20 protein-coding genes and 1 pseudogene are annotated in these 21465 nt (G+C 64.3%); all 21 read right to left on the minus strand.

Annotation, left to right across the window (positions count from 1 at the left end):
* Positions 1–1347, minus strand: coding sequence for a flagellar protein export ATPase FliI (gene fliI, locus DBY63_RS02190; RefSeq protein WP_007160382.1), 1347 nt, complete (start codon positions 1345–1347; stop codon positions 1–3).
* A complete protein-coding gene (gene fliH, locus DBY63_RS02195; RefSeq protein ID WP_027597980.1) occupies positions 1337–2116 on the minus strand; it encodes a flagellar assembly protein FliH in 780 nt (259 codons plus the stop codon). Before fliH ends, fliI begins: the two co-directional genes overlap by 11 nt.
* Before the next feature lie 67 nt (positions 2117–2183).
* A complete protein-coding gene (gene fliG, locus DBY63_RS02200) occupies positions 2184–3194 on the minus strand; it encodes a flagellar motor switch protein FliG (protein ID WP_007160384.1) in 1011 nt (336 codons plus the stop codon).
* Complete coding sequence (fliF, locus tag DBY63_RS02205) at positions 3181–4989, minus strand: flagellar basal-body MS-ring/collar protein FliF (protein ID WP_108581163.1); 1809 nt, start codon at positions 4987–4989, stop codon at positions 3181–3183. The genes fliG and fliF overlap by 14 nt, the downstream gene beginning before the upstream one ends.
* Before the next feature lie 14 nt (positions 4990–5003).
* Positions 5004–5345 (minus strand): flagellar hook-basal body complex protein FliE, encoded by a 342-nt coding sequence (gene fliE / locus DBY63_RS02210; protein WP_007160386.1) that lies wholly within the window; start codon positions 5343–5345, stop codon positions 5004–5006.
* Positions 5346–5489: 144 nt separating this feature from the next.
* Complete coding sequence (locus tag DBY63_RS02215; protein WP_223855453.1) at positions 5490–5768, minus strand: ComEA family DNA-binding protein; 279 nt, start codon at positions 5766–5768, stop codon at positions 5490–5492.
* Between the two features lie 83 nt (positions 5769–5851).
* Positions 5852–6766 (minus strand): dTDP-4-dehydrorhamnose reductase, encoded by a 915-nt coding sequence (gene rfbD / locus DBY63_RS02220; RefSeq protein ID WP_027601684.1) that lies wholly within the window; start codon positions 6764–6766, stop codon positions 5852–5854.
* Entirely contained in the window at positions 6763–7299 is a 537-nt protein-coding gene (gene rfbC / locus DBY63_RS02225; RefSeq protein WP_007160389.1) for a dTDP-4-dehydrorhamnose 3,5-epimerase, read from the minus strand. Before rfbC ends, rfbD begins: the two co-directional genes overlap by 4 nt.
* Entirely contained in the window at positions 7299–8180 is an 882-nt protein-coding gene (rfbA, locus tag DBY63_RS02230) for a glucose-1-phosphate thymidylyltransferase RfbA (RefSeq protein WP_007160390.1), read from the minus strand. Before rfbA ends, rfbC begins: the two co-directional genes overlap by 1 nt.
* Before the next feature lie 72 nt (positions 8181–8252).
* Complete coding sequence (rfbB, locus tag DBY63_RS02235) at positions 8253–9317, minus strand: dTDP-glucose 4,6-dehydratase (RefSeq protein ID WP_027597984.1); 1065 nt, start codon at positions 9315–9317, stop codon at positions 8253–8255.
* Positions 9318–9538: 221 nt separating this feature from the next.
* A complete protein-coding gene (locus tag DBY63_RS02240) occupies positions 9539–11521 on the minus strand; it encodes a nucleoside-diphosphate sugar epimerase/dehydratase (protein WP_108581164.1) in 1983 nt (660 codons plus the stop codon).
* Between the two features lie 10 nt (positions 11522–11531).
* Positions 11532–12578 carry a glycosyltransferase family 4 protein gene (locus DBY63_RS02245; protein ID WP_177411421.1) on the minus strand — a complete coding sequence of 349 codons (1047 nt, stop codon included), beginning with the start codon at positions 12576–12578 and terminating at the stop codon, positions 11532–11534.
* Positions 12578–13552, minus strand: a complete 975-nt coding sequence (locus tag DBY63_RS02250; protein WP_108581166.1) for an NAD-dependent epimerase/dehydratase family protein — start codon at positions 13550–13552, stop codon at positions 12578–12580. Before DBY63_RS02250 ends, DBY63_RS02245 begins: the two co-directional genes overlap by 1 nt.
* A gap of 140 nt (positions 13553–13692) precedes the next feature.
* The gene (locus DBY63_RS02255) at positions 13693–13914 is read right to left on the minus strand and encodes a hypothetical protein (RefSeq protein ID WP_007160395.1); all 222 of its coding nucleotides are present in this window, start codon (positions 13912–13914) and stop codon (positions 13693–13695) included.
* 244 nt (positions 13915–14158) lie between these two features.
* Positions 14159–14446 carry an integration host factor subunit beta gene (ihfB, locus tag DBY63_RS02260; protein ID WP_007160396.1) on the minus strand — a complete coding sequence of 96 codons (288 nt, stop codon included), beginning with the start codon at positions 14444–14446 and terminating at the stop codon, positions 14159–14161.
* Between the two features lie 186 nt (positions 14447–14632).
* Complete coding sequence (gene rpsA / locus DBY63_RS02265) at positions 14633–16312, minus strand: 30S ribosomal protein S1 (RefSeq protein ID WP_007160397.1); 1680 nt, start codon at positions 16310–16312, stop codon at positions 14633–14635.
* Between the two features lie 140 nt (positions 16313–16452).
* Positions 16453–17139 (minus strand): (d)CMP kinase, encoded by a 687-nt coding sequence (gene cmk / locus DBY63_RS02270; protein WP_007160398.1) that lies wholly within the window; start codon positions 17137–17139, stop codon positions 16453–16455.
* A gap of 47 nt (positions 17140–17186) precedes the next feature.
* Positions 17187–18083, minus strand: a pseudogene (locus DBY63_RS02275) (prephenate dehydrogenase/arogenate dehydrogenase family protein); the annotation flags it as partial.
* A complete protein-coding gene (gene hisC, locus DBY63_RS02280) occupies positions 18076–19188 on the minus strand; it encodes a histidinol-phosphate transaminase (protein WP_108581168.1) in 1113 nt (370 codons plus the stop codon). The gene hisC and the pseudogene DBY63_RS02275, both read right to left, overlap by 8 nt.
* 113 nt (positions 19189–19301) lie before the next feature.
* Complete coding sequence (locus tag DBY63_RS02285; RefSeq protein WP_074584306.1) at positions 19302–19913, minus strand: YitT family protein; 612 nt, start codon at positions 19911–19913, stop codon at positions 19302–19304.
* 58 nt (positions 19914–19971) lie between these two features.
* Positions 19972–21453 (minus strand): glutamate--tRNA ligase, encoded by a 1482-nt coding sequence (gene gltX / locus DBY63_RS02290; protein WP_108581169.1) that lies wholly within the window; start codon positions 21451–21453, stop codon positions 19972–19974.
* Between the last annotated feature and the right edge of the window lie 12 nt (positions 21454–21465).

Consider the following 21465-nt stretch of genomic DNA (forward strand, 5'->3'; position numbering starts at 1 on the left):
TCAGCCTCCCAACACAGCTTGGAGATTGGCGGCACTCTGTTCCAGCGATTCGCTCTCGCGCAGCCCCTGGCGCAGGAAGTGCTGCATGGGGGCGTAGCGAGCGATCGCCAGATCGGTTTCGGCATTTCCGCCGGGCACATAGGCACCGACGCTGAGCAGGTCCTTGGCCTGCTGATAGAGCGACCAGAGCTGCTTGACGCGCTGGGCGTTGCGCAGGTGCTCCGGGCTGACCACCTGGGGCATGACCCGGCTGATGGACGCCTCGATGTCGATCGCCGGATAGTGGCCTTCCTCGGCCAGGCGCCGCGACAGCACGAAGTGGCCATCCAGCACGCCCCGCGCCGAGTCGGCGATGGGATCCTGCTGATCGTCGCCTTCCGAGAGCACAGTATAAAACGCCGTGATCGAACCCCCACCTTTTTCTGCATTGCCGGCCCGCTCCACCAGCCGCGGCAGCTTGGCGAACACCGACGGCGGATAGCCCTTGGTCGCCGGCGGCTCGCCGATGGCCAGGGCGATCTCCCGCTGCGCCTGGGCATAGCGGGTCAGGGAATCCATCAGCAGGAGCACGTTCTTGCCCTTGTCGCGAAAGTATTCGGCGATGCGGGTGCAGTACATGGCCGCACGCAGGCGCAGCAGGGGCGCATCGTCCGCCGGCGAGGCCACGACCACCGCCCGCTTGATGCCCTCCTCGCCCAGGATGTGCTCGATGAATTCCTTCACCTCGCGGCCCCGTTCGCCGATCAGCCCGACCACGATGATCTCGGCCTTGGTCAGCCGGGTCATCATGCCGAGCAGCACGCTCTTACCCACGCCGGTACCGGCGAACAGGCCGAGACGCTGGCCGCGACCCACCGTCAACAAACCGTTGATGCTACGGATGCCGACGTCCAGGGGCTCGCTGATGGGCTCGCGCTTGAGCGGGTTGATGGTGGGGCCGTCCATCGGCACCCAGTCTTCGGCACGCATGCGGCCCTTGCCGTCCAGGGCATTGCCCAGGCCATCCAGCACGCGACCGAGCATGGACATGCCCATGGGCAGACGGCCGGTATCCGGCACCGGCACCACCCGGGCGCCGGGCGCGATACCGGCGAGGCTGCCCACCGGCATGAGAAAGGTCTTGTTGCCGTTGAAGCCCATCACCTCGGCCTCGACTTCCACCGGCTGGTAGCCACCGCCATTGATCAGCCGGCAGCGGCTGCCGACGGCGGCACGCAGGCCCTCGGCTTCCAGGGTCAGGCCGACCATGCGCAGCAGGCGGCCTTCGATCACCGGCTGCTGTTCGACCCGGATGGCTTCATCGTAACCGCTGAGGCGGCGTTCGAAACTCAGACGCTCAAGACGCATGGGGGGCATCCTCGATGTCGATGTGCAGATCGGCTTCCTGGGGCTGGGTCGCCTGGTGACGCTGCTGTTCGGCCAGCTGCGTCAGTGCCTGGGTCAGACGGGTCTCGATGCTGGCATCGATGACGCTGCTCTCGGTCTCGATCCGGCAGCCACCAGGCATCAGGGTCTCGTCCTCGAGGATGCGCCATTTCTCCTCGTGGCGGTCACGCAGGGCCTTCATCAGCTCGAAGTCCTGGGGGCTGACCTGGATGCGGATGTTCTCGGCCCCCATGGGCAGCAGCTTCAGCGCCGTGCGCACCACCTGACCCAGTTGACTGGAGTCTAGCGTGAGTTCGCGCTGGATGACTTCGCGGGTAATGTGCCGGACCAGCTGCACCATCCCGGCTTCCAGGGCCTGGTCCTGTTCGCCGATGGGATCGAGCAGATGGCTCATCAGGGTTTCCAAGCTGGCCAGCCGGGCGGTCAGCGCCGCCTCGGCCTCCTGGCGCGCCTTGAGCTGACCGGCGTGGTAGCCGTCGCGCTCGCCGGTGACGAAGCCTTCGTTGTAGGCCTCCTGGCGGATCGCCTCCAGCTCTTCGAGGGTGATCGGCTGGACCTCTTCCACCGGCACTTCTTCGATCTGCGGCTCCGGCTGGGGCTCGGGCTCGGCCGCCGCGGGCGCAGGGATCTCCTCGGGCTCGTCGAAACTGTCGAAGGCCGGCAGTCGCCAGACATCGAAGGCTTCCAGATCCCGCGCCCTGATCAGTTCGCTCGCCGCTTCTTTGCTCATTACCTGTCCGTCAGAAAACCGCTACTGAGCAGACATTAGCAAAGCACAGGCCAACCCCGGCAAGCCGTCAGACCATTTCCTCGCCACCCTTGCCGCCCAGAACGATCTCGCCGGCATCGGCCATGCGACGAGCCACGGCGAGGACCTCCTTCTGCGCGCCCTCCACCTCGGACAGTCGCACCGGGCCCTTGGCTTCCAGGTCGTCGCGCAGCAGCTCGGCCGCGCGCTTGGACATGTTGCGGAAGAACTTTTCCTTGATGCCGTCGTCGGCGCCCTTGAGCGCCAGCACCAGCACATCGGAAGACACCTCGCGCAGGAGCGCCTGGATGCCGCGGTCGTCGACGTCGGCCAGGTTGTCGAAGACGAACATCAGGTCCTCGATCTGCCCCGACAGATCCTGGTCCGCATCGCGGATCGCATCCATCAGCGGGCCTTCGACCGAGCTGTCCAGGTAGTTCATGATGTCGGCGGCGCGCTTCACGCCGCCCAGGGCGGTACGGGTGGTGCTGGCGCTGCCGGAGAACTGCTTCTCCAGGATCAGGTTCAGCTCCTTGAGCGCCGCCGGTTGCACGGTGTTCAGCGAGGAAACGCGCAGGACGATGTCCAGGCGCACCTTGTGATCGAAGTGACCGAGCACCTCGGCCGCCTGGTCCGGGTCCAGATAGGCCACCACGATGGCCTGGATCTGCGGGTGTTCGTAGCGGATCACGTCCGCCACCGCCCGCGGCTCCATCCACTTCAGGCTGTCCAGGCCGCTGGTGTTGCCGCCCAGCAGGATGCGGTCGATCAGGCCGCTGGCCTTGTCCTCGCCCAGGGCCTGGGTGAGCATCTTGCGGATGTAGCCGTCGGCGCCCACGCCCAGGCTGGTCTGGTCGCCCACCACCTCGATGAAGTCGCCCAGTACCCGCTCGACCTGCTCGCGGTTGACGTTGCGCATCTGCGCCATGGCGGTACCGACCTTCTGTACCTCCTTGGGCCCCATGTGGCGCAGGATCTGCGCGGCATCGGCCTCACCCAGCGACAGGAGGAAGATCGCGGCCTTCTCGACCTTGGAAAGTTGCGCGTCATTCGTCGCCATTGATCCAATCCTTCACTACCTGGGCGACACGGCCCGGATCATCGTTGACCAGCTGCTTGATGGCGGTCAGTTGAGCGTCATAACCCTCGCTGGGGCTGGGCAGCAACAGCGGCGCAGGACCGGCCAGGCTCACCTTGTCGTCGGCCAGATCGTCCGACAGCCCATCCAGACCGCCGGCACCCAGCGCACCGGCACCACCGGCAGCGGCCAGGGCAGCGGCGTCCTTGCTGTTGCCGCCGGACAGGTTCTTCAGCACCGGACGCAGCACCCCAAAGACTAGCACCAGGATGAAGAGGACGCCGAGGGCCTGCTTCACCACACCCCAGAACCAGGGCTGCTGATAGAAGGGAATGCTCTCGATCTCTTCCTGCTGCACCGGGGCGAAGGGCGCATTGATCACGCTCACGCTGTCGCCACGGCTGGCGTCGAAGCCCACGGCATCCTGCACCAGACGGGTGAAGCGAGCCAGGTCTTCGGTGGTCCAGGGCTGGTGGCTGACCTTGCCGGCAGCATCGACCTTGACCTGGTCGTCCAGTACCACGGCGACGGAAAGTCGACGCAGACGACCCTGCTGCTGACGGGTGTAGCTGATGCTGCGGTCCAGTTCGTAGTTGCGGGTGTTCTGCTCACGCTTGTCGGTCGGGTACGGCAGGGTCGCCGGCAGGCTGGTCTTGCTGTCGTAGATGAACTGGTCATTGGCATCGCGCAGCGGCTGGCCGGGAGCGATGTAGTTCGCACCGCCACCCTGGGCACCAGCCTTTTCCGGGGTCGAGGACGGACCGGGCGGCTGGTTGGACAGGGCCCCCGGCACGCCCTGGGCGCCGCCGCCGGAAGTCTGACGCTGCTCGCTGTTCTGTTGCTCGCTCCGCAGCGCCGGCTGATCCGGGTTGAACTGCTCGGAGGTCGACTCCACGGCATTGAAGTCCACGTCGGCGGACACCTCGGCCTTGAAGCGGCCATTGCCCACCACCGGTTGCATGATGTTCTGCACGCGCTGGGTCAGGGAGCCTTCCATCTTGCGGGTGTAGTCCAGTTGCTTGCCGGCGATCGACAGCTCGGAAAGATTCTGCTGGTCGGACAGCAGCTGACCCTTCTGGTCGACGATGGTGACCTGGGACTTGTCCAGTTCCGGCACGCTGGTGGCGACCAGGTTGATGATGGCCATGACCTGACCGGCATCCAGGGTACGGCCGGGGTACATCTCGACCAGTACCGAGGCGCTCGGCTTGCGCTCGTCACGAACGAACACCGAACTCTTCGGGATCGCCAGGTGCACCCGGGCGCCCTTGATGTTGTTGAGGCTGGAAATGGTCCGGGCCAGTTCGCCTTCCAAGCTGCGACGGTAGTTGGCCGCTTCCATGAACTGGCTGGTGCCCAGCGGCTGCTCCTTGTCCAGCAGCTCGAAGCCGACGTTGCCATCGGAGGCGGTGATGCCGGCCGCGGCCATCTTCATGCGCGCCCGGCCGAGGTCATCGGACTTGACCAGCAGGGCACCGGAATTCGGATCGACCTTGTAGCCGATGTCGGCCGCGCCCAGGGCCTGCAGCACCTGGTTGGCGTCGAGACCGTTCATGCTGGTGTACAGCGGCCGATAGTCCGGCTGCTGGGTCCAGAGCACCACGGCGAAACCCAGGGCGACGCTGGCGGCCAGGCCGATCAGCAGCCCCATCTGCCGCAGCAGCGGCATGTCGGACAGGTTGTCGAGAAAGCTGAGACCCAGCAGCGACTTCTTGGGCTTGTCTTCAGCCGCAGGTTGGGTCGTCGGGACGGGTGCGTTGGTAAGAGCGTCAGCCATTTTCTAGACCGTCCTCAAATCGACATTTGCATGATGTCTTGGTACGCCTGCACGAACTTGTTGCGTACCTGGGTCAAGGCCTGCACGGAGACGCTGGCCTTCTGCGAAGCGATCATGACTTGAGTGAGGTCGACGCCGCCCTGACCCAGCTCGAAGGCCTTGGCCAGCTCGCCGGCGGTCTGCTGGGTTTCGTTGACGGAGCCCACGGCCTTGCTGAGCATGTCGGCGAAGCTCGGACCCTGGACCTGTTCCGCGCCGGCAGCCGGAGCTACGACGGCTTTCGACCGGGCCATGGCTTCGGTCTGCATGGAACGCATTTCCAGCATCAACCGATTGAACTCGACACCTTGAACCATTTGCTCTGCTCCTCTGGCACGGGAAATTGACGCCGTACCCACTCGTGTCAGAGATAGAGCAATGCCTGTGCCAGATCCTAAAAATCCAGCGAAAACAATGGCTTGGTAAAAAGGTGCCGAGAACCGACTAAAGTTTGCCGAAAATCAGTCGACGCTGAGGCGGTCGCGGTTGCGCTGCAGCAGGGCCTTGCCGATCCCCTTGACCTCGAGCAGCTCGTCCACCGAGGCAAAGGCGCCATGGGCTTGGCGATGGTCGACGATCGCCTGGGCCTTGACGGCCCCTATCCCCCGCAGCCCTTGCAGCGCGGTGGCGTCGGCGACATTGATGTTCAGGGGCGCCAGGCTGGCCGTCGAGGCTGGCTTGGTTGCAGCCCCCGGGCCGGACTCGCAGGCATTGGCCCAGGAGCCGAACAGAGCGAGCAAGGTGACTATCCAGACGAATCTCATAGAGGAACCTCCGTGTTCCGCTGTTTGATTCGCAGAGCTTAACGCAACGGGTCAGGCGGTCAACTCACCAGCGAGCCCGCCTGGGCACGCTCGGTCCGCAGCGCCAGCAGGGTCTGGCGAACGCCCTGGCGCCAGTCGCTGGGCGGGATGCCGAAGCGCTGCTCCAGCGCGCTGGAATCCAGCATGGAATAGGCCGGACGCTTGGCGAGGGTCGGAAATTCGGAAGTGGCGATGCCGGTGATGAGCGGCGCCCGCTCCAGCATGCCCAGCTCCTGGCCGGCGTCGATGATGTAGCGCGCGAAGTCGCACCAGCTCAGGCCGCTGTCACCGCCGAAGTGATAGAGGCCGTAGGCCGTCTGCTCAGGCTGAGCATGAGCCTGGGCGGCGACCTGCAGCAGCGCGTCGGCGATATGGCCAGCGTAGGTCGGGCAACCCACCTGATCACTCACCACCCGCAGTTCGTCGCGATCGGCAGCGAGCCGCAGCATGGTCTTGAGGAAGTTGTTGCAGTGTTCGCTGAACACCCAGGCGGTTCTCAGCACCACCGAGCGTGGGCAGGCGGAGAGCACGCGGTTCTCCCCTTCCAGCTTGGTCATGCCGTAGACCCCGGACGGGCTGACCGGATCCTCGACCTGGTAGGGTTCGGTGGCGGTGCCGTCGAACACGTAGTCGGTGGACAGGTGCAGCAGCGCGATGCCGGCGGCGCCGCAGGCCTGGGCAAGCACCGCAGGGCCTTCGATATTGCCGCGGGCGGCAATCTCCGGCTCCTGCTCGGCCTTGTCGACCGCCGTGTAGGCGGCCGCGTTGATCACGACGTCGGGAGCGAATCGCTCGAGATGGCTGGTTACCGAGCCTTCGTCAGCGATATCCAGAGTGGCACGTCCATGGGCCTCCCATGCCAGTTCTGAACGCTGAAGACGATCGGTCAGACAACGTCCGACCTGACCGTTCGCTCCGGTAACCAGTATCTTCATCTATACAGCTCCGCCAATCGAAGGCCTTGTGCATCTTTGGCGGACAGGATGGGATCCGTAACCCGCCAGTCGATATTCAGATCCGGATCATTCCAGATCAAAGACCCTTCATCAGAGGGATCGTAATAATCTGTGCACTTGTATTCAAAATCAGCGGTTTCCGACAGCACCACGAAGCCGTGGGCCAGACCCGGCGGTATCCAGAGCTGACGCTTGTTGTCTTCCGAGAGGATCTCGGCGACCACGTTGCCGAAGGTGGGCGAACCGCGACGGATGTCGACGGCCACGTCCAGCACCTCGCCACGCACGACACGCACCAGCTTGCCTTGCGGCTTGCTGCGCTGGAAGTGCAGGCCACGCAGCACGTTGCGGGCGGAACGCGAGTGGTTGTCCTGCACGAACGCCAGGGTGATCCCCGCCTGCTCGGCATAGCGCTCCGCCTGGAAGGATTCCAGGAAGAAGCCGCGGTCGTCACCGAAGACCTTGGGTTCGATCAGCTTGACGTCCGGGATCGCGGTTTCGAAGACCTGCATCAGTCCTGCTCCTTGCACAGACGCGCCAGGTACTGGCCATACCCGGTCTTGCTCAGGGCTTCGGCCTGCAGTGCCATCTGCTCGCAGGTGATCCAGCCTTTCTGGAAGGCGATTTCCTCGAGGCAGGCGACCTTCAGCCCCTGACGCTTCTCGATGGTCTGGACGAAGTGGCCGGCTTCCAGCAGGGCGTCGTGGGTACCGGTATCCAGCCAGGCGAAACCACGGCCCAGCAGGGAGACGTTCAGCGAGCCACGGCGCAGGTACTCGTTGTTGACGTCGGTGATTTCCAGCTCGCCGCGGGGCGACGGCTTGATGTTGGCGGCGATATCCAGCACGTCGTTGTCGTAGAAGTACAGACCGGTGACGGCGTAGTTGGACTTCGGCTTCTTGGGCTTCTCTTCGATGCTCAGGGCCTTGCCCTGCTCGTCGAACTCGACCACACCGAAACGCTCGGGGTCGGCGACGTAGTAGCCGAACACGGTGGCGCCCTTCTCCACGCTCGCGGCCTTGAGCAGCGTCTCGCTGAAGCGCTGGCCGTAGAAGATGTTGTCGCCGAGGACCAGGCAGACGTTGTCATCGCCGACGAATTCGCGACCGATGATGAAGGCCTGGGCCAGGCCGTCCGGGCTGGGCTGCTCGGCATAGCTCAGCTGCATGCCGAAGTGGCTGCCGTCGCCGAGCATGCGCTGGAAGCCCGGCAGGTCGGCGGGCGTCGAGATGATCAGCACTTCCTGGATACCGGCCAGCATCAGCACGGACAGCGGATAGTAGATCATGGGTTTGTCGTAGATCGGCAGCGACTGCTTGGACACGCCCAGGGTAATGGGGTGCAAACGGGTACCGGAGCCACCGGCCAGCAGAATTCCCTTGTATTTGCTCATGGCAATCGTCCTCTGAAAATTGACTGTTGCTGTCGGTCGGACACGCCCACGGGCGTGTCCGCGATAGGATCGTTAAACGGCTTCGCCGAGACGCTCGAGGCGGTAGGCGCCGGACAGCACCCGCTGCCACCACTCGCGATTGTTCAGGTACCAGGTGACGGTCTTGCGCATGCCCGTCTCGAAGGTCTCTGCCGGCGTCCAGCCCAGCTCGCGGCCGATCTTGCTGGCATCGATGGCGTATCTCATGTCGTGACCGGGACGATCCTTGACGAAGGTGATCAGGTCGCGATAGCGCTCGACGCCCTCAGGCTTCTGCGGCGCCAGCTCTTCGAGCAGGTCGCAGATGGTCTCGACGACCTGCAGGTTGCGCTTCTCGTTGTGGCCGCCGATGTTGTAGGTCTCACCGACCTCGCCCTGGGTCACCACGGTGTAGAGGGCGCGGGCATGGTCTTCGACGAACAGCCAGTCACGCACCTGGGAGCCGTCGCCATAGATCGGCAGCGGCTTGCCATGGATGGCATTGAGAATGACGTGGGGGATCAGCTTCTCGGGGAAGTGATAGGGGCCGTAGTTGTTCGAGCAGTTGGTCACCAGAACCGGCAGGCCGTAGGTCCGGCCCCAGGCGCGCACCAGATGGTCGCTCCCGGCCTTGCTGGCCGAATAGGGCGAGCTCGGAGAATAGGGGGTGGTCTCGGTGAAGAGGTCGTCGGTGCCGTGCAGGTCGCCGTATACCTCGTCGGTGGAGATGTGGTGGAACCGGAAGGCCGCCTTGGCTTCTGGCGCCAGCTCGTTCCAGTAGGCACGGGTCACTTCCAGGATGACGCCGGTACCGACCACGTTGGTCTGGATGAAGGCGGCAGGGCCCTCGATGGAGCGGTCCACGTGGGACTCGGCAGCCAGGTGCATGACCACGTCGGGCTGGAAGGACGTGAAGACCTGCTGCAGCGCGGCGAAATCGCAGATGTCCACCTGGTGGAATTCGTAGCGGTCGGAGTCGGCGACTTCGGCCAGGGAATCCACGTTACCGGCGTACGTCAGCTTGTCGACGTTGGCAACCTTGCATTGGGTTTCGTTGATAAGAAAACGTACTACGGCGGAACCAATGAAACCCGCGCCACCTGTTACCAGTACCTTCATCCTGAATCCTGCCTATATCGATTTGTACATCATCGCGCCCGGCGCTGCGGGCGAGACATCGGAGGACGGCGCAGCCATCCCTGGCTCGGGTCACAGCTACAGCTATGCACCCAAAGACCTGAGTTAAACAGTGGCAGGAAAAGAAAGTTCAGCCTAGCGGGGGGAGGCTGCCGCTTCTGTGCTCGGCTTCAAATCCAGGCCGAAAGAAAGCGTGGACGGGATCACTCGATGGATCGCTTGCCGTGCAGCCAGTCGACGATATCGCCTTCGGGGGAATAGCCGGCGACGACGTCCCGCAGCAGTTGCCGGACGCGGAGGTAATCACCCGCATCGATCGCGCGACTGAGTTCGACGAGGGCGGCGCGGAAGGCATCCCAGGCCAGGAAGTCTTCGCTCGCACGCATGATCTTGGGATGGGACGTCGGACTCACGTCGTCACCGATGAGCAACTCTTCATAGAGCTTTTCGCCGGGGCGCAGGCCGGTGAACTCGATGGCGACATCGCCATGGGGGTTGGCCGGCGAACGCACGCTCAGACCCGACAGCTTGATCATCTGCTCGGCCAGCTCGACGATGCGCACCGGCTCGCCCATGTCCAGCACGAAGACGTCGCCGCCCTCGCCCATGGCGCCGGCCTGGATGACCAGCTGAGCAGCCTCGGTGATGGTCATGAAGAAACGGGTGATCTTGGGATGGGTGACGGTGACCGGCCCGCCCTTGCGGATCTGCGTGCGGAACAGCGGGATGACCGAACCGGAGGAACCCAGCACGTTGCCGAATCTCACCATGGTGAAGCGGGTGCGATTGACCTGATGGATACCGTCGGCCTGGCCGTGCAGCACGGGCGCCGCTTCGCGACTGAGCGCCTGCAGGATCATCTCGGCCAGGCGCTTGGTGCTGCCCATGATGTTGGTGGGTCGTACCGCCTTGTCGGTGGAGATCAGCACGAAGCTGGTGACGCCGGCCTGGATGGCCGCCTGGGCGGCATTCAGGGTCCCCAGGACGTTGTTGCCGAACCCTTCGGCGATGTTGTGCTCGACCATGGGCACATGCTTGTAGGCCGCCGCATGGTAGAGGGTGGCCACCTTCCAGTGCCGCATCACCTGCAGGAGCAGCGGAGCGTTGCGGATGGAGCCCAGCACCGGCACCAGGGTAACCGGCAGGGCTTCGCGCTGGAGATGGGCGTCCAGCTCGCGATGGATGCTGTAGAGATTGAATTCGGCGTGGTCGAGCAGGATCAGGGTGCGCGGTTTCTGGCCGATGATCTGCCGACACAGCTCGGAGCCGATGGACCCCCCTGCCCCGGTCACCATCACCACCTGACCGGTGATACAGCGCGCGAACAACTCGGGCCGGGGCGTGACCGGATCCCGCCCCAGCAGGTCAGCGATATCGACCTCTTGGAGGTCGTCCACCTGTACCTTGCCGCAGGCCAGGTCGCTGATCCGCGGCACGGTTCTGACGTGCAGCGGATAGGGTTCCAGCAGGCCGAGCACCTCGCGCCGCCGTGCCCGGGTGGCAGAGGGAATCGCCAGGAGGATCTCTTCGGCACCCGTCTCGTCGATCATCTGCTGGATGTGCTTGGGGGTGTAGACCTTGAGCCCGGCGATGATGCGATTGGCGATGCTCTTGTCGTCGTCGATGAAGGCCACCGGACGCATGGCGCGACCCATGCGCAGCGCCGCGACCAGCTGGTTGCCCGCCGAGCCGGCGCCATAGATGGCAACCCGCGGCAGCTCGTCCGGCTGCTTGATGAAGGGCACCGTGATGGCGCGATACCAGTCGCCCAGAAAGTACTGGCGTAGCGCGAGACGCAGGCCGCCGATCAGGATCAGGCTGACGATCCAGTAGTTGAAGATCATCGAGCGCGGGACGATCTCCGGTAGATCGCGATACCAGTAGATGACCACCGACAGCAGCAGCGTCGAAAGTGTTACCGCCTTGGCGATGGCGATCAGGGCATCGTTGCCCAGGTAGCGCATGACCGCGCGGTACATGCCGAAGCGAATGAACAGGGGAATGGCGATGGCCGGCGCGGTGATGAACAGCCAGGCATGCCCGCTGAAAGGCTCGATCATCTGCACGGAGCCCAGGCGCAGATAGAAGGCCAACCAGAGCGAAAGCCAGATCAGCAGGAGGTCGACCGCGACCTGGATGACTCTCTTGGTACGCCGGTTCAGCTTGACCAGATGGTCACGCAACATGTCAGTGTCCCTAATCCCTGAATCCCGTGGACTGCGCAGCCATGGCTACCTCATCGGTCCCAGCATGGTATCGGAGGGCCAGGCAAAGCAAGGGCCCATAGGCAAGCAAGAGCCCCAGTATGGCACTTAAAAGCCCCAGCCCCACCAGCAAAGCGATAGGCAGCAACCAGAACAGGTTGATGGCCAGCACCGCCAGGGTCACCGGCCGATGGGCGCCATGCCGCCGCGAGGCCCACTGGTAGGCGTGGGTGCGATGGGCCTCGTAGGGTTTCTTGCCCCGGCTCAGACGCCGCAACAGGGTCCAGGTCGCATCGACCACGAAGACGCCGAGCAGGATCAGCCAGGCCCAGAACAGCGACAGCTCGATCAGCGCCGCCTGCAAGGACAGCATGCCGAGGATCAGGCCGAGAAAGCCACTGCCCACATCGCCCATGAAGATGCGCGCCGGCGGGAAGTTCCAGCACAGGAACCCCCCTACGGCCGCGGCCAGCAGCAGAGGCGCACCCAGCAAGGTCCCATGGCCGGTCATGGCATAGATCAGCGCCATGCCCAGACAGACGACGAGCGCTTCGCCGCCGGCGATGCCGTCGATGCCATCCATGAAGTTGTAGAGATTCAGCAGCCAGACCAGATAGAGGACGCCCAGGGTCATCACCAGCCAGTCGGGCAATCCCAGCACCGCGGAGAGCTGCGCCGGCAAGGCGCCATAGCCGCCCAGCCACACCAGCGCAGCGATCGCGGCCAGGAAATGGCCGAGCAGACGCCAGCCGGCGCCCACGTGCCGATGATCGTCGATGAACCCGAGCACGGCCACCAGCAGCCCCGCCCCTATCAGGACGCCGCAGGAAACCGGATCAAGCTGTCCCAGCAGGCGCAGCACGACACAACCGAGCACGAACGTTACGACGATCGCCAGACCACCGCCGCGGGGCGTCGCCACCTGGTGCGAACTGCGGGCGTTGGGCTCGTCGAGCAGGCCGCCGGACAGGGCGTAGCGACGGAGCGCCGCCGTGCCCAGCCAGCTGCAGCCACCGGCCAGGAGCAAGAGCAGTAGCATCATCTGCGCCCCTCCGCAGCGGCCCACTGCGCCCCCAGCGCACGCAAGCCGGCTCGCGCCGACACGGGGGGCTGCCAGCCCAGCAGGGTCTTGGTGGGTCGGATGTCGACCTGCAGTGAACCACAGAGGCGTTGCGCCACCTCGCCTCGGCCCAGCAGTCGGGCACCCCGTTCGAGCCAGGCGGGCGGAACGGCGATCAGCCTGGGCTTGCGACCCAAGCCTTCACCGAGCAATTCGAGCAGCTCGGCGGTGGAAATATCTTCATCGTCGCTGACCAGCAGGATGGCGCCAGCGGCCTCAGGCGCGGTGATGCACAGGATCAACAGATCAAGCAGGTTCTCCAGCGCCAGCAGGCTACGCCTGTTGTGCCGAACGCCCCCCAGGGGCAGCGGCACGCCCCGCGCCAGGGTGTCCAGCAGGCGCGCCACATTGGCCTTTACCCCGGGTCCGTAGATCAGTGGGGGGCGCACGATGACCACCTCCAGTCCGGTCTCGGCCATCAGCGCCAGCAGTTGCCGCTCGGCCGCCGCCTTGGAACGTGCGTAGGCATCGGTGGGCGCAGGCTGGTCGTCGGCGCGAAAAGGCTTGCCGGGGAGGGTCCAGTCGCCATTGACCTTGATGCTGCTGACAAAGATGAGGCGACGGACGCCGGCAGCCTGGGCGTCCCGGGCCAGCTTGAGGGTCGCGGCCCGATTCACCTCGTCGTAGCGCGCCTCGCTGGCGGCCCCTGGCTGCTCGCCCAGCTGGTGGACGTGGGCCGCGAGGTGGATGACGGTGTCCACCCCTGCCAGAGGCGCGGACCAGTCGGTAGCGGCGGAGAGATCGCGGAGCACCGGAATGACCCCACCATCAACCGCGGCGGCTGTCGGCCGGCGTTGCGCGGCGACCACCGGATAACCCCGGGTCTGCAGCTGCCGAACCAGGGCCGCGCCGACGAAGCCCCCCGCCCCTGTCACCAGAATCTTGCGTTCCATCAATGCGTTGCGCCGTGCCAGTCAGCCAGGAAAGGGCGCTTATGGTAAGACATTGCCCCGCAGGGGCCTAGCGACGCAAAACGCAGGCATAAAAAAGCCCGCCGAACCTGAGCGCGGCGGGCCGAAAAAACGTGAGAACCTTAGAAGGTCTTGGCGGAAGTCTGGACTTCAACGGCCTGGAAGCGCGCGGCCGGCTGGGCGACGTAGTGGCGCGAGAAGCTCTCGACGCGCTGAGCGGGCTGCAGGAACAGGGCAACCATCCAGCTACCGGCCAGAGCGGCTACAGCCAGGAAAGGGTGACCGAGTTGCATGCTGGTGAAGCAGGCGGCGATACCGATCCAGATGAAAAGATAGTGGCGCATGACAACTTCCTCACTCGGCGTGGACTACGAGGTCACCCAAGACCTTATGTGAAGGAAGTCTCATACAAAAATCGGAACTCGTCTACAAAAAAATCAAAAAGACTTGACTTTTTTTGTAAACGTCAAAAATCCGCTAGTGGCTTGCTCGATAACGCTTTTTTGACGACCGCAACAGAAACTAAAAATACAGAGAAATCAGTGGTTTGCCAGAAAGCAGCGGACAAAGGAAAAAGGGGCGACGGCTTTATGGCTCCAGCTCATTGACCCTGTCTCTCAACTCCTTGCCAGGCTTGAAGTGCGGGACGAACTTGCCGTCCAGCAGCACCGACTCGCCGGTCTTGGGATTGCGTCCGGTACGGGGAGCCCGATAGTGCAGCGAGAAGCTGCCAAAGCCCCGAATCTCGATACGGTCCCCGGTGGAAAGCGCCTGGGCCATCTGCTCCAGCATGGTCTTGATCGCCAGCTCGACATCCCTGGACGACAGCTGCCCCTGATAGGAAACGATGCGCTCGATCAACTCCGACTTGGTCATGGATTTTTCCTTCGTTATCAAGCGGCTAGATCACCTTCAAGGACTTTTAGCACGCTGGCCGATTTTTGAAAAGTCAAGCCGGCGGCTTCACCTCCACAACTTTTTACGGGCCGTGACCACCCTGCCCGCTTTCTTCCGGACAAAAAAAAGCGACCCCGAAGGGTCGCCTTTTATTCAAGCTCGAACTTAGTTCTGGCTTTCCATCTGCGCCTTGATCAGGTCGCCGATGGTGGTGGGGCCAGCAGCAGGCTCTTGCTTGCTACGCAGGGAGCTCATGGCTTCCTTCTCGTCGTCGACGTCCTTGGACTTGACGGAGAGGCTGATCACGCGGCTCTTGCGATCGATGCTGATGATCTTGGCTTCGACTTCGTCGCCTTCCTTCAGCACGTTACGGGCGTCTTCGACGCGGTCACGGCTGATTTCGGACGCCTTCAGGACGCCTTCGATCTCGTTGGCCAGGGTGATGACAGCGCCCTTGGCATCGACTTCCTTGACGGTACCGCGCACGATTGTGCCTTTCTCGTTCAGGGAGGCGTAGTTGGAGAACGGATCGTCTTCCAGCTGCTTGATGCCCAGGGAGATGCGCTCGCGCTCCGGGTCGACCGACAGGATCACGGTGTCCAGCTCGTCACCCTTCTTGAAGCGACGCACGGCTTCTTCGCCGGTTTCGTTCCAGGAGATGTCGGACAGGTGTACCAGGCCGTCGATACCGCCTTCCAGACCAATGAAGATACCGAAATCGGTGATCGACTTGATGGTGCCGGAGATGCGGTCGCCCTTGTTGAACTGACCCGAGAACTCTTCCCACGGGTTAGCGCGGCACTGCTTGATGCCCAGGGAGATACGACGACGCTCTTCGTCGATATCCAGGACCATGACTTCCACTTCGTCGCCGACCTGAACGACCTTGGACGGGTGGATGTTCTTGTTGGTCCAGTCCATTTCGGACACGTGCACCAGGCCTTCCACGCCCTCTTCCAGCTCGGCGAAGCAGCCGTAGTCGGTGAGGTTGGTGACGCGCGCCTGAACGCGGGTGCCTTCCGGGTAACGGGCCTTGATGGCGACCCACGGATCTTCGCCCAGCTGCTTCAGACCCAGGGAGACGCGGTTGCGCTCGCGGTCGAACTTCAGCACCTTGACGTCGATCTCGTCGCCGACGTTGACGATTTCCGACGGATGCTTGATGCGCTTCCAAGCCATGTCGGTGATGTGCAGCAGGCCGTCTACGCCGCCCAGGTCGACGAACGCACCGTAGTCGGTGAGGTTCTTGACGATACCCTTGACTTGCTGGCCTTCCTGCAGGGATTCCAGCAGAGCTTCACGCTCGGCGCTGTTCTCGGCTTCCAGGACGCTACGACGGGAAACGACAACGTTGTTGCGCTTCTGGTCCAGCTTGATGACCTTGAACTCGAGTTCCTTGCCTTCCAGGTGGGTGGTGTCACGCACCGGACGGACATCGACCAGGGAGCCCGGCAGGAACGCGCGGATGCCGCTGACGTCGACGGTGAAACCGCCCTTGACCTTGCCGTTGATGACACCCTTGACCACTTCGTCGGCGCTGAACGCGGCTTCCAGGACCAGCCAGGACTCGGCGCGCTTGGCCTTTTCGCGAGACACTTTGGTTTCGCCGAAACCGTCTTCGACGGCATCCAGGGCTACGTGGACTTCGTCACCCACGTTGATGGTCAGCTCGCCTTGTTCGTTGTAGAACTGCTCGAGCGGAACCAGGCCTTCGGATTTCAGGCCGGTATCGACCACAACCCAGTCGCCATCGATCGACACCACGGTGCCGACGATGATGGCGCCCGGCTGCATGTCGAGGGATTTCAGACTTTCTTCAAAGAGTTCTGCGAAGCTTTCGCTCATGTTCATACCTGTTGTATGGATACCCGATGTATCCGGCTACCGCATGACCAGCCCATGCGGGGTGAGTGGTTACCATCCGGCTGCCGGGATGCGACTGGTTCCCGGCAGCTTTCACCGACGACTCGGATGAGTCTCGGCCTTCATCCCGCCAGGTCGCGCTCGGCGGCCAGGGTCAGGATGCGTTCCAATACCTGTTGTATGGAGAGATGCGTGGAATCCAGCTCGACGGCATCGTCGGCCGGCTTGAGCGGAGCAACGCTACGCTGACTATCGCGGGCGTCCCGCTCACGGATCTCTTCCAGGAGGGCAGGCAAGCTAACATTTTCGCCCTTCTGCTTCAACTGAAGATAACGCCTCTGTGCCCGTTCCTCGGCACCGGCGGTCAGAAAGATCTTCAGCTCGGCGTCCGGGAACACCACGGTGCCCATGTCGCGACCGTCGGCGACCAGACCGGGCGCCTCACGGAAGGCCTGCTGGCGCTGCAGCAGGGCATCGCGCACGGCCGGCAGGGTGGCGACCTGGGAGGCACCGGCGCCGACTTCCTCGGTCCGGATGACGTCGGTGACGTCCTCGCCTTCGAGAATGATGCGCTGGCCGTGCTCATGCCCGGCAAGGAACTGGACGTCCAGATGGGCCGCCAGCAGCTTGAGCGACTCCTCGTTGGTGTAGTCCACGCCATGGTTGCGCGCAGCGAAGGCCAGCAGGCGATAGAGCGCGCCGGAATCCAGCAGATTCCAGCCCAACTGACGGGCGACCAGCGCCGCAAGGGTGCCCTTCCCCGAACCGCCGGGACCATCGAGGGTGATGACGGGTGCGGTACTGCTCATGAGTGCCCCTCCGTAAGAGAATGATGGGCGGCGACCTGGGCGCCGGCCTGGGTACGACTGGCGAGGATGCGCCCGAAATATTCGCGTGCGCCGCGCGCATGGGTCAGCACCTCCATGAGGAACTGACCATCGCCGGCCTGGATGGCGCCACGCAGTTCGTCGAGATCGGCGCGATAGGTGTCCAGGGCCTGCAGCACGGCTTCGCGATTGGCGATGAAGATGTCGTGCCACATGGTCGGATCGCTGCCGGCGATGCGGGTGAAGTCGCGGAAGCCGCCGGCGGCATAGTGGAAGATCTCGCGGTTCTCGCTGCGCTTGGCCAGGGAGTCCACCAGATTGAAGGCCAGCAGATGCGGCAAATGGCTGGTCGCGGCGAGGACCTGGTCGTGGTGCTCGACGGTCATGTGCTCGACATCGGCCCCTATGGCGCGCCAGAGCCGATCGACCTTGTCCAGATCGGCCGGCAGGGTCTCTTCCAGCGGTGTGAGGATGACCTTGTGACGATTGAACAGCGCCGCGTTGGCCGCCGTCACGCCGCTGCGTTCGGAGCCGGCGATGGGATGACCCGGCACGAAGCGCAGCGACTGGCCGGCGAAGGCCTGACGCGCGGCGCGCACCACGTTGCCCTTGGCGCTGCCGACGTCGGTGAGGATGGCGCCCTGCAGCGGCAGGGCCGCAAGCTCGGCCAGCACCCGCTCCATGGCGAGAATCGGCACGGCAAGCTGGATGACGTCGGCACCCGGGCAGGCATCGGCCAGCTCGGCGACGCAGCGGTCGACGACGCCCAGCTCGACCGCCAGCCGGCGGGTCTCCGGATCGCGATCGACCCCGACCACCTCACGGCAGAGACCGCTGGCGCGGGCGCCCTTGGCGAAGGAGCCGCCGATCAGGCCCAGGCCGACAACGACGAGACGTTTGATCAGGGGGGTGGCCACTTCAGCCACGACCCAGGACCTTGCTCAGCGCCGCCAGGAAACGGGCATTTTCCGCTTCGGTGCCGATGGAGACGCGCAGGAAGGTGGGCATGCCATAGCCGGCGACGGGCCGCACGATGACGCCCTCCTGCAGCAGCCCCTGATTGATCGGCGCAGCGTCGCGTCCCAGGTCCACGGCGATGAAATTGCCACGGGAGGGAATCCACTTGAGGTCGAGATCGCGGAAACCGGCTTCCAGCTGGGCCATGCCGGCATCGTTGAGCGCCCGGCTGCGGGCCAGGTAGTCGCTGTCGGCCAGGGCCGCACAGGCCGCGGCCTGGGCCAGGCTGTTGACATTGAACGGCTGGCGCACCCGGTTGAGGACATCGGCCACGGTCGGCGAGGAGAAGGCATAGCCGACGCGCAGGGCGGCCAGGCCATAGGCCTTGGAAAAGGTCCGCGAGACGATGAGGTTGGGGTACTGGGCCAGGAACGCCAGGCCGTCCGGCAACTCGTCGCCTTCGGCGTATTCGATGTAGGCCTCGTCCAGCACCACCAAGACATGCTCGGGGACGCGGGCGAGGAAGCGTGCCAGGGCCTCGCTGTCGAACCAGGTACCCGTGGGGTTGTTGGGATTGGCGACAAAGACCACCCGGGTGTCGGCATCGATGGCAGCGAGCATGGCCTCGAGGTCATGCCCATAGTCCTTGGCCGGGACGCTACGGCCTTCGGCACCGATCGCCAGGGTCACCAGCGGATAGACGGCGAAGGCATACTCGCTGAACACGGCGTTGTAGCCGGGCGCCAGGTAGGCACGGGCGACCAGCTCGAGGATGTCGTTGGAGCCGTTGCCCAGGGTGATGCCGTTGGCGGACACGCCGAACCTCTGGCTCAGGGCCTGCTTGAGGTCGAAGCCGCCGCCATCGGGATAGCGGGTCAGCTCGGCCAGTTCGGCGCGGATGGCCTCTAGCGCCTTAGCACTGGGGCCGAGGGGATTCTCGTTGCTGGCGAGCTTGACGATGCTGGCGGGCGCCAGGCCCAGTTCGCGGGCCAGTTCATCGACGGGCTTGCCGGGCACGTAGGGCGAGAGTTTCTGTACGCCGGGAAGGGCTTGTGCCAGGAAATCGCAGCTCATGGAGACCTCTTCAACTTGCGATGACGACGGCTGGGCCGCCGAAAATGGGCGCCATCTTAAAGCCAAGGCGGGTCGCGGACCAATCGAAGTTGCGCCTGCGCGACGGAAAGCCCCTAGCTGATGGCGCTGTAACGCCCCGGCCGATGGTTGATCGCCAGGGTCAGATTGAGGATCACGGCGCCCAGGATGGAGACGAGGATGGCACCTGGCTCGACGACCCACAGCGCCAGCAGGACGATCAGGCAATCGATGCCCATCTGCACCTTGCCCGCCCGCCAGCCATAGCGCTGCTGCAGATAGAGCACGGCGATGTTGATGCCGCCGAGGCTGGCCTGGTGGCGGAAGAGGATCAGCAGCCCCACGCCCATCAGTACGCCGCCCATCACGGCGGCATAGAGGGGTTGCAGGGCATTGAAGGCCACGAAGTGCGGGGTCAGCTCGGTGAGCAGCGACACCAGGGTCACGGCCGCCAGGGTCCGCAAGGTAAAGGCCCAGCCCATGCGCCGCACGGCCAGCCAGTAGAACGGCAGATTGATGAGAAAGAACGCCTGCCCGAAGGAGAGGCGCGTGCCGTACTGGGCGAGAAAGGCCAGGCCCGCGGTACCGCCGGTGAGCAGGCCCGCGTGGCGATAGAGATTGACCGCCAGGGCGATCATCAGGGTCGCGCTGAGCAAGGCCAGCACGTCTTCGAGCAGATTGTGCCGCTGGGGAGTCACGGAGGTCATGGGGCCATCCTGGCGCTAGAGGAAGCCGACCCCGACGCTGGGGCCGGCCGGAAGGCGATCAGCCGAGTTCGGCCAACAGCTTCTCCCACTCCTTGGTTTCCTTCTTGGAGGGCGCACCCAGCAACTCGACCGCCTGGCGCAGGCGGAAGCGGGTGAGGTCCGGCCCGAGGATTTCCATGGCGTCGAGCACCGAGACCGAACTGGCCCGGCCAGTGATGGCGGCGAACAGCAGCGGCATGACGTCCCGCAGCTTGAGCTGCTGGTGCTCGGCGACCGCCTGAATCACCGCGGTGATGCGCTCCTTGTCCCACTGGCGCAGGGCTTCGAGCTTCCACAGCAGCAGCTGCATGACCAGGCGGACCTGGTCGGCGGACAGCTTCTTGTGCTGGAACAGCGCCGGATCCAGATTCAGGGCGCCGCTGAAGAAGAAGCCGGCCAGCGGGACGATCTGGCTGAAGATCTCGACCCGCTGTTGCACCAGCGGGGCGATCTTGAGCAGGTATTCGGGATTGAGCGCCCACTGCTGCACCTCGGCGGCGAAGCGCTCGGGGCTCAGCTCGCGCAGCCACTGACCGTTGAGCCAGGAGAGCTTCTCGACGTCGAAGATCGGACCGCCCAGGGAGACGCGCTGGAGGTCGAAGTGCTCGACCATCTCGTCCAGGGTGAATTTCTCGCGCTCGTCCGGCATGGACCAGCCCATGCGGCCGAGGTAGTTGAGCATGGCTTCGGGCAGGTAGCCCATGCGCTGATAGAAGGTCACCGAGGTGGGATTCTTGCGCTTGGAGAGCTTGCTCTTGTCCGGGTTGCGCAGCAGCGGCATGTAGCACAGCTGCGGCTGCTCCCAGCCGAAGTATTCATAGAGCTTGATCAGCTTGGGCGCCGAGGGCAGCCACTCTTCGCCACGCAGGACGTGGGTGATGCCCATCAGGTGGTCGTCGACCACGTTGGCGAGGAAGTAGGTGGGCAGGCCGTCGGCCTTCATCAGCACCTGCATGTCCATGCGATCCCAGGGGATCTCGACATCGCCGCGCAGCAAGTCGGGGACGACGCAGACACCCTCCTCCGGCACCTTCATGCGGATCACATAGGGCTGACCGGCGTCCAGGCGCTGCTGCACCTCTTCCGGGGTCAGGCGCAGGCCGCGACCGTCGTAGCGGGGGGTCTCGCCGCGCGCCTGCTGTTCGGCACGCATCTGGTCGAGCTCTTCGGGCGTGGCGAAGCAGTAGAAGGCATGGCCCTTCTCCACCAGCTCCCGGGCGTATTTCCAGTAGATCTCGCCGCGTTCGCTCTGCCGATAGGGACCATGGGGGCCACCGACGTCCGGGCCCTCGTCCCACTCGATGCCCAGCCAGCGCAGGGCGTCGTAAATCTGCTGTTCGGATTCGCGGGTCGAGCGGACCTGGTCGGTATCCTCAATGCGCAGGATGAACTGACCGCCGTGCTGACGGGCGAAGCAGAGGTTGAACAGGGCGATATAGGCGGTACCGACATGCGGGTCGCCAGTGGGCGACGGCGCGATGCGCGTGCGAACGGTGGTCATCGGCTTTCTCGA

The organism is Pseudomonas sp. RIT411 (genome assembly GCF_003057735.2).
Lineage (GTDB): Bacteria > Pseudomonadota > Gammaproteobacteria > Pseudomonadales > Pseudomonadaceae > Chryseomonas > Chryseomonas oryzihabitans.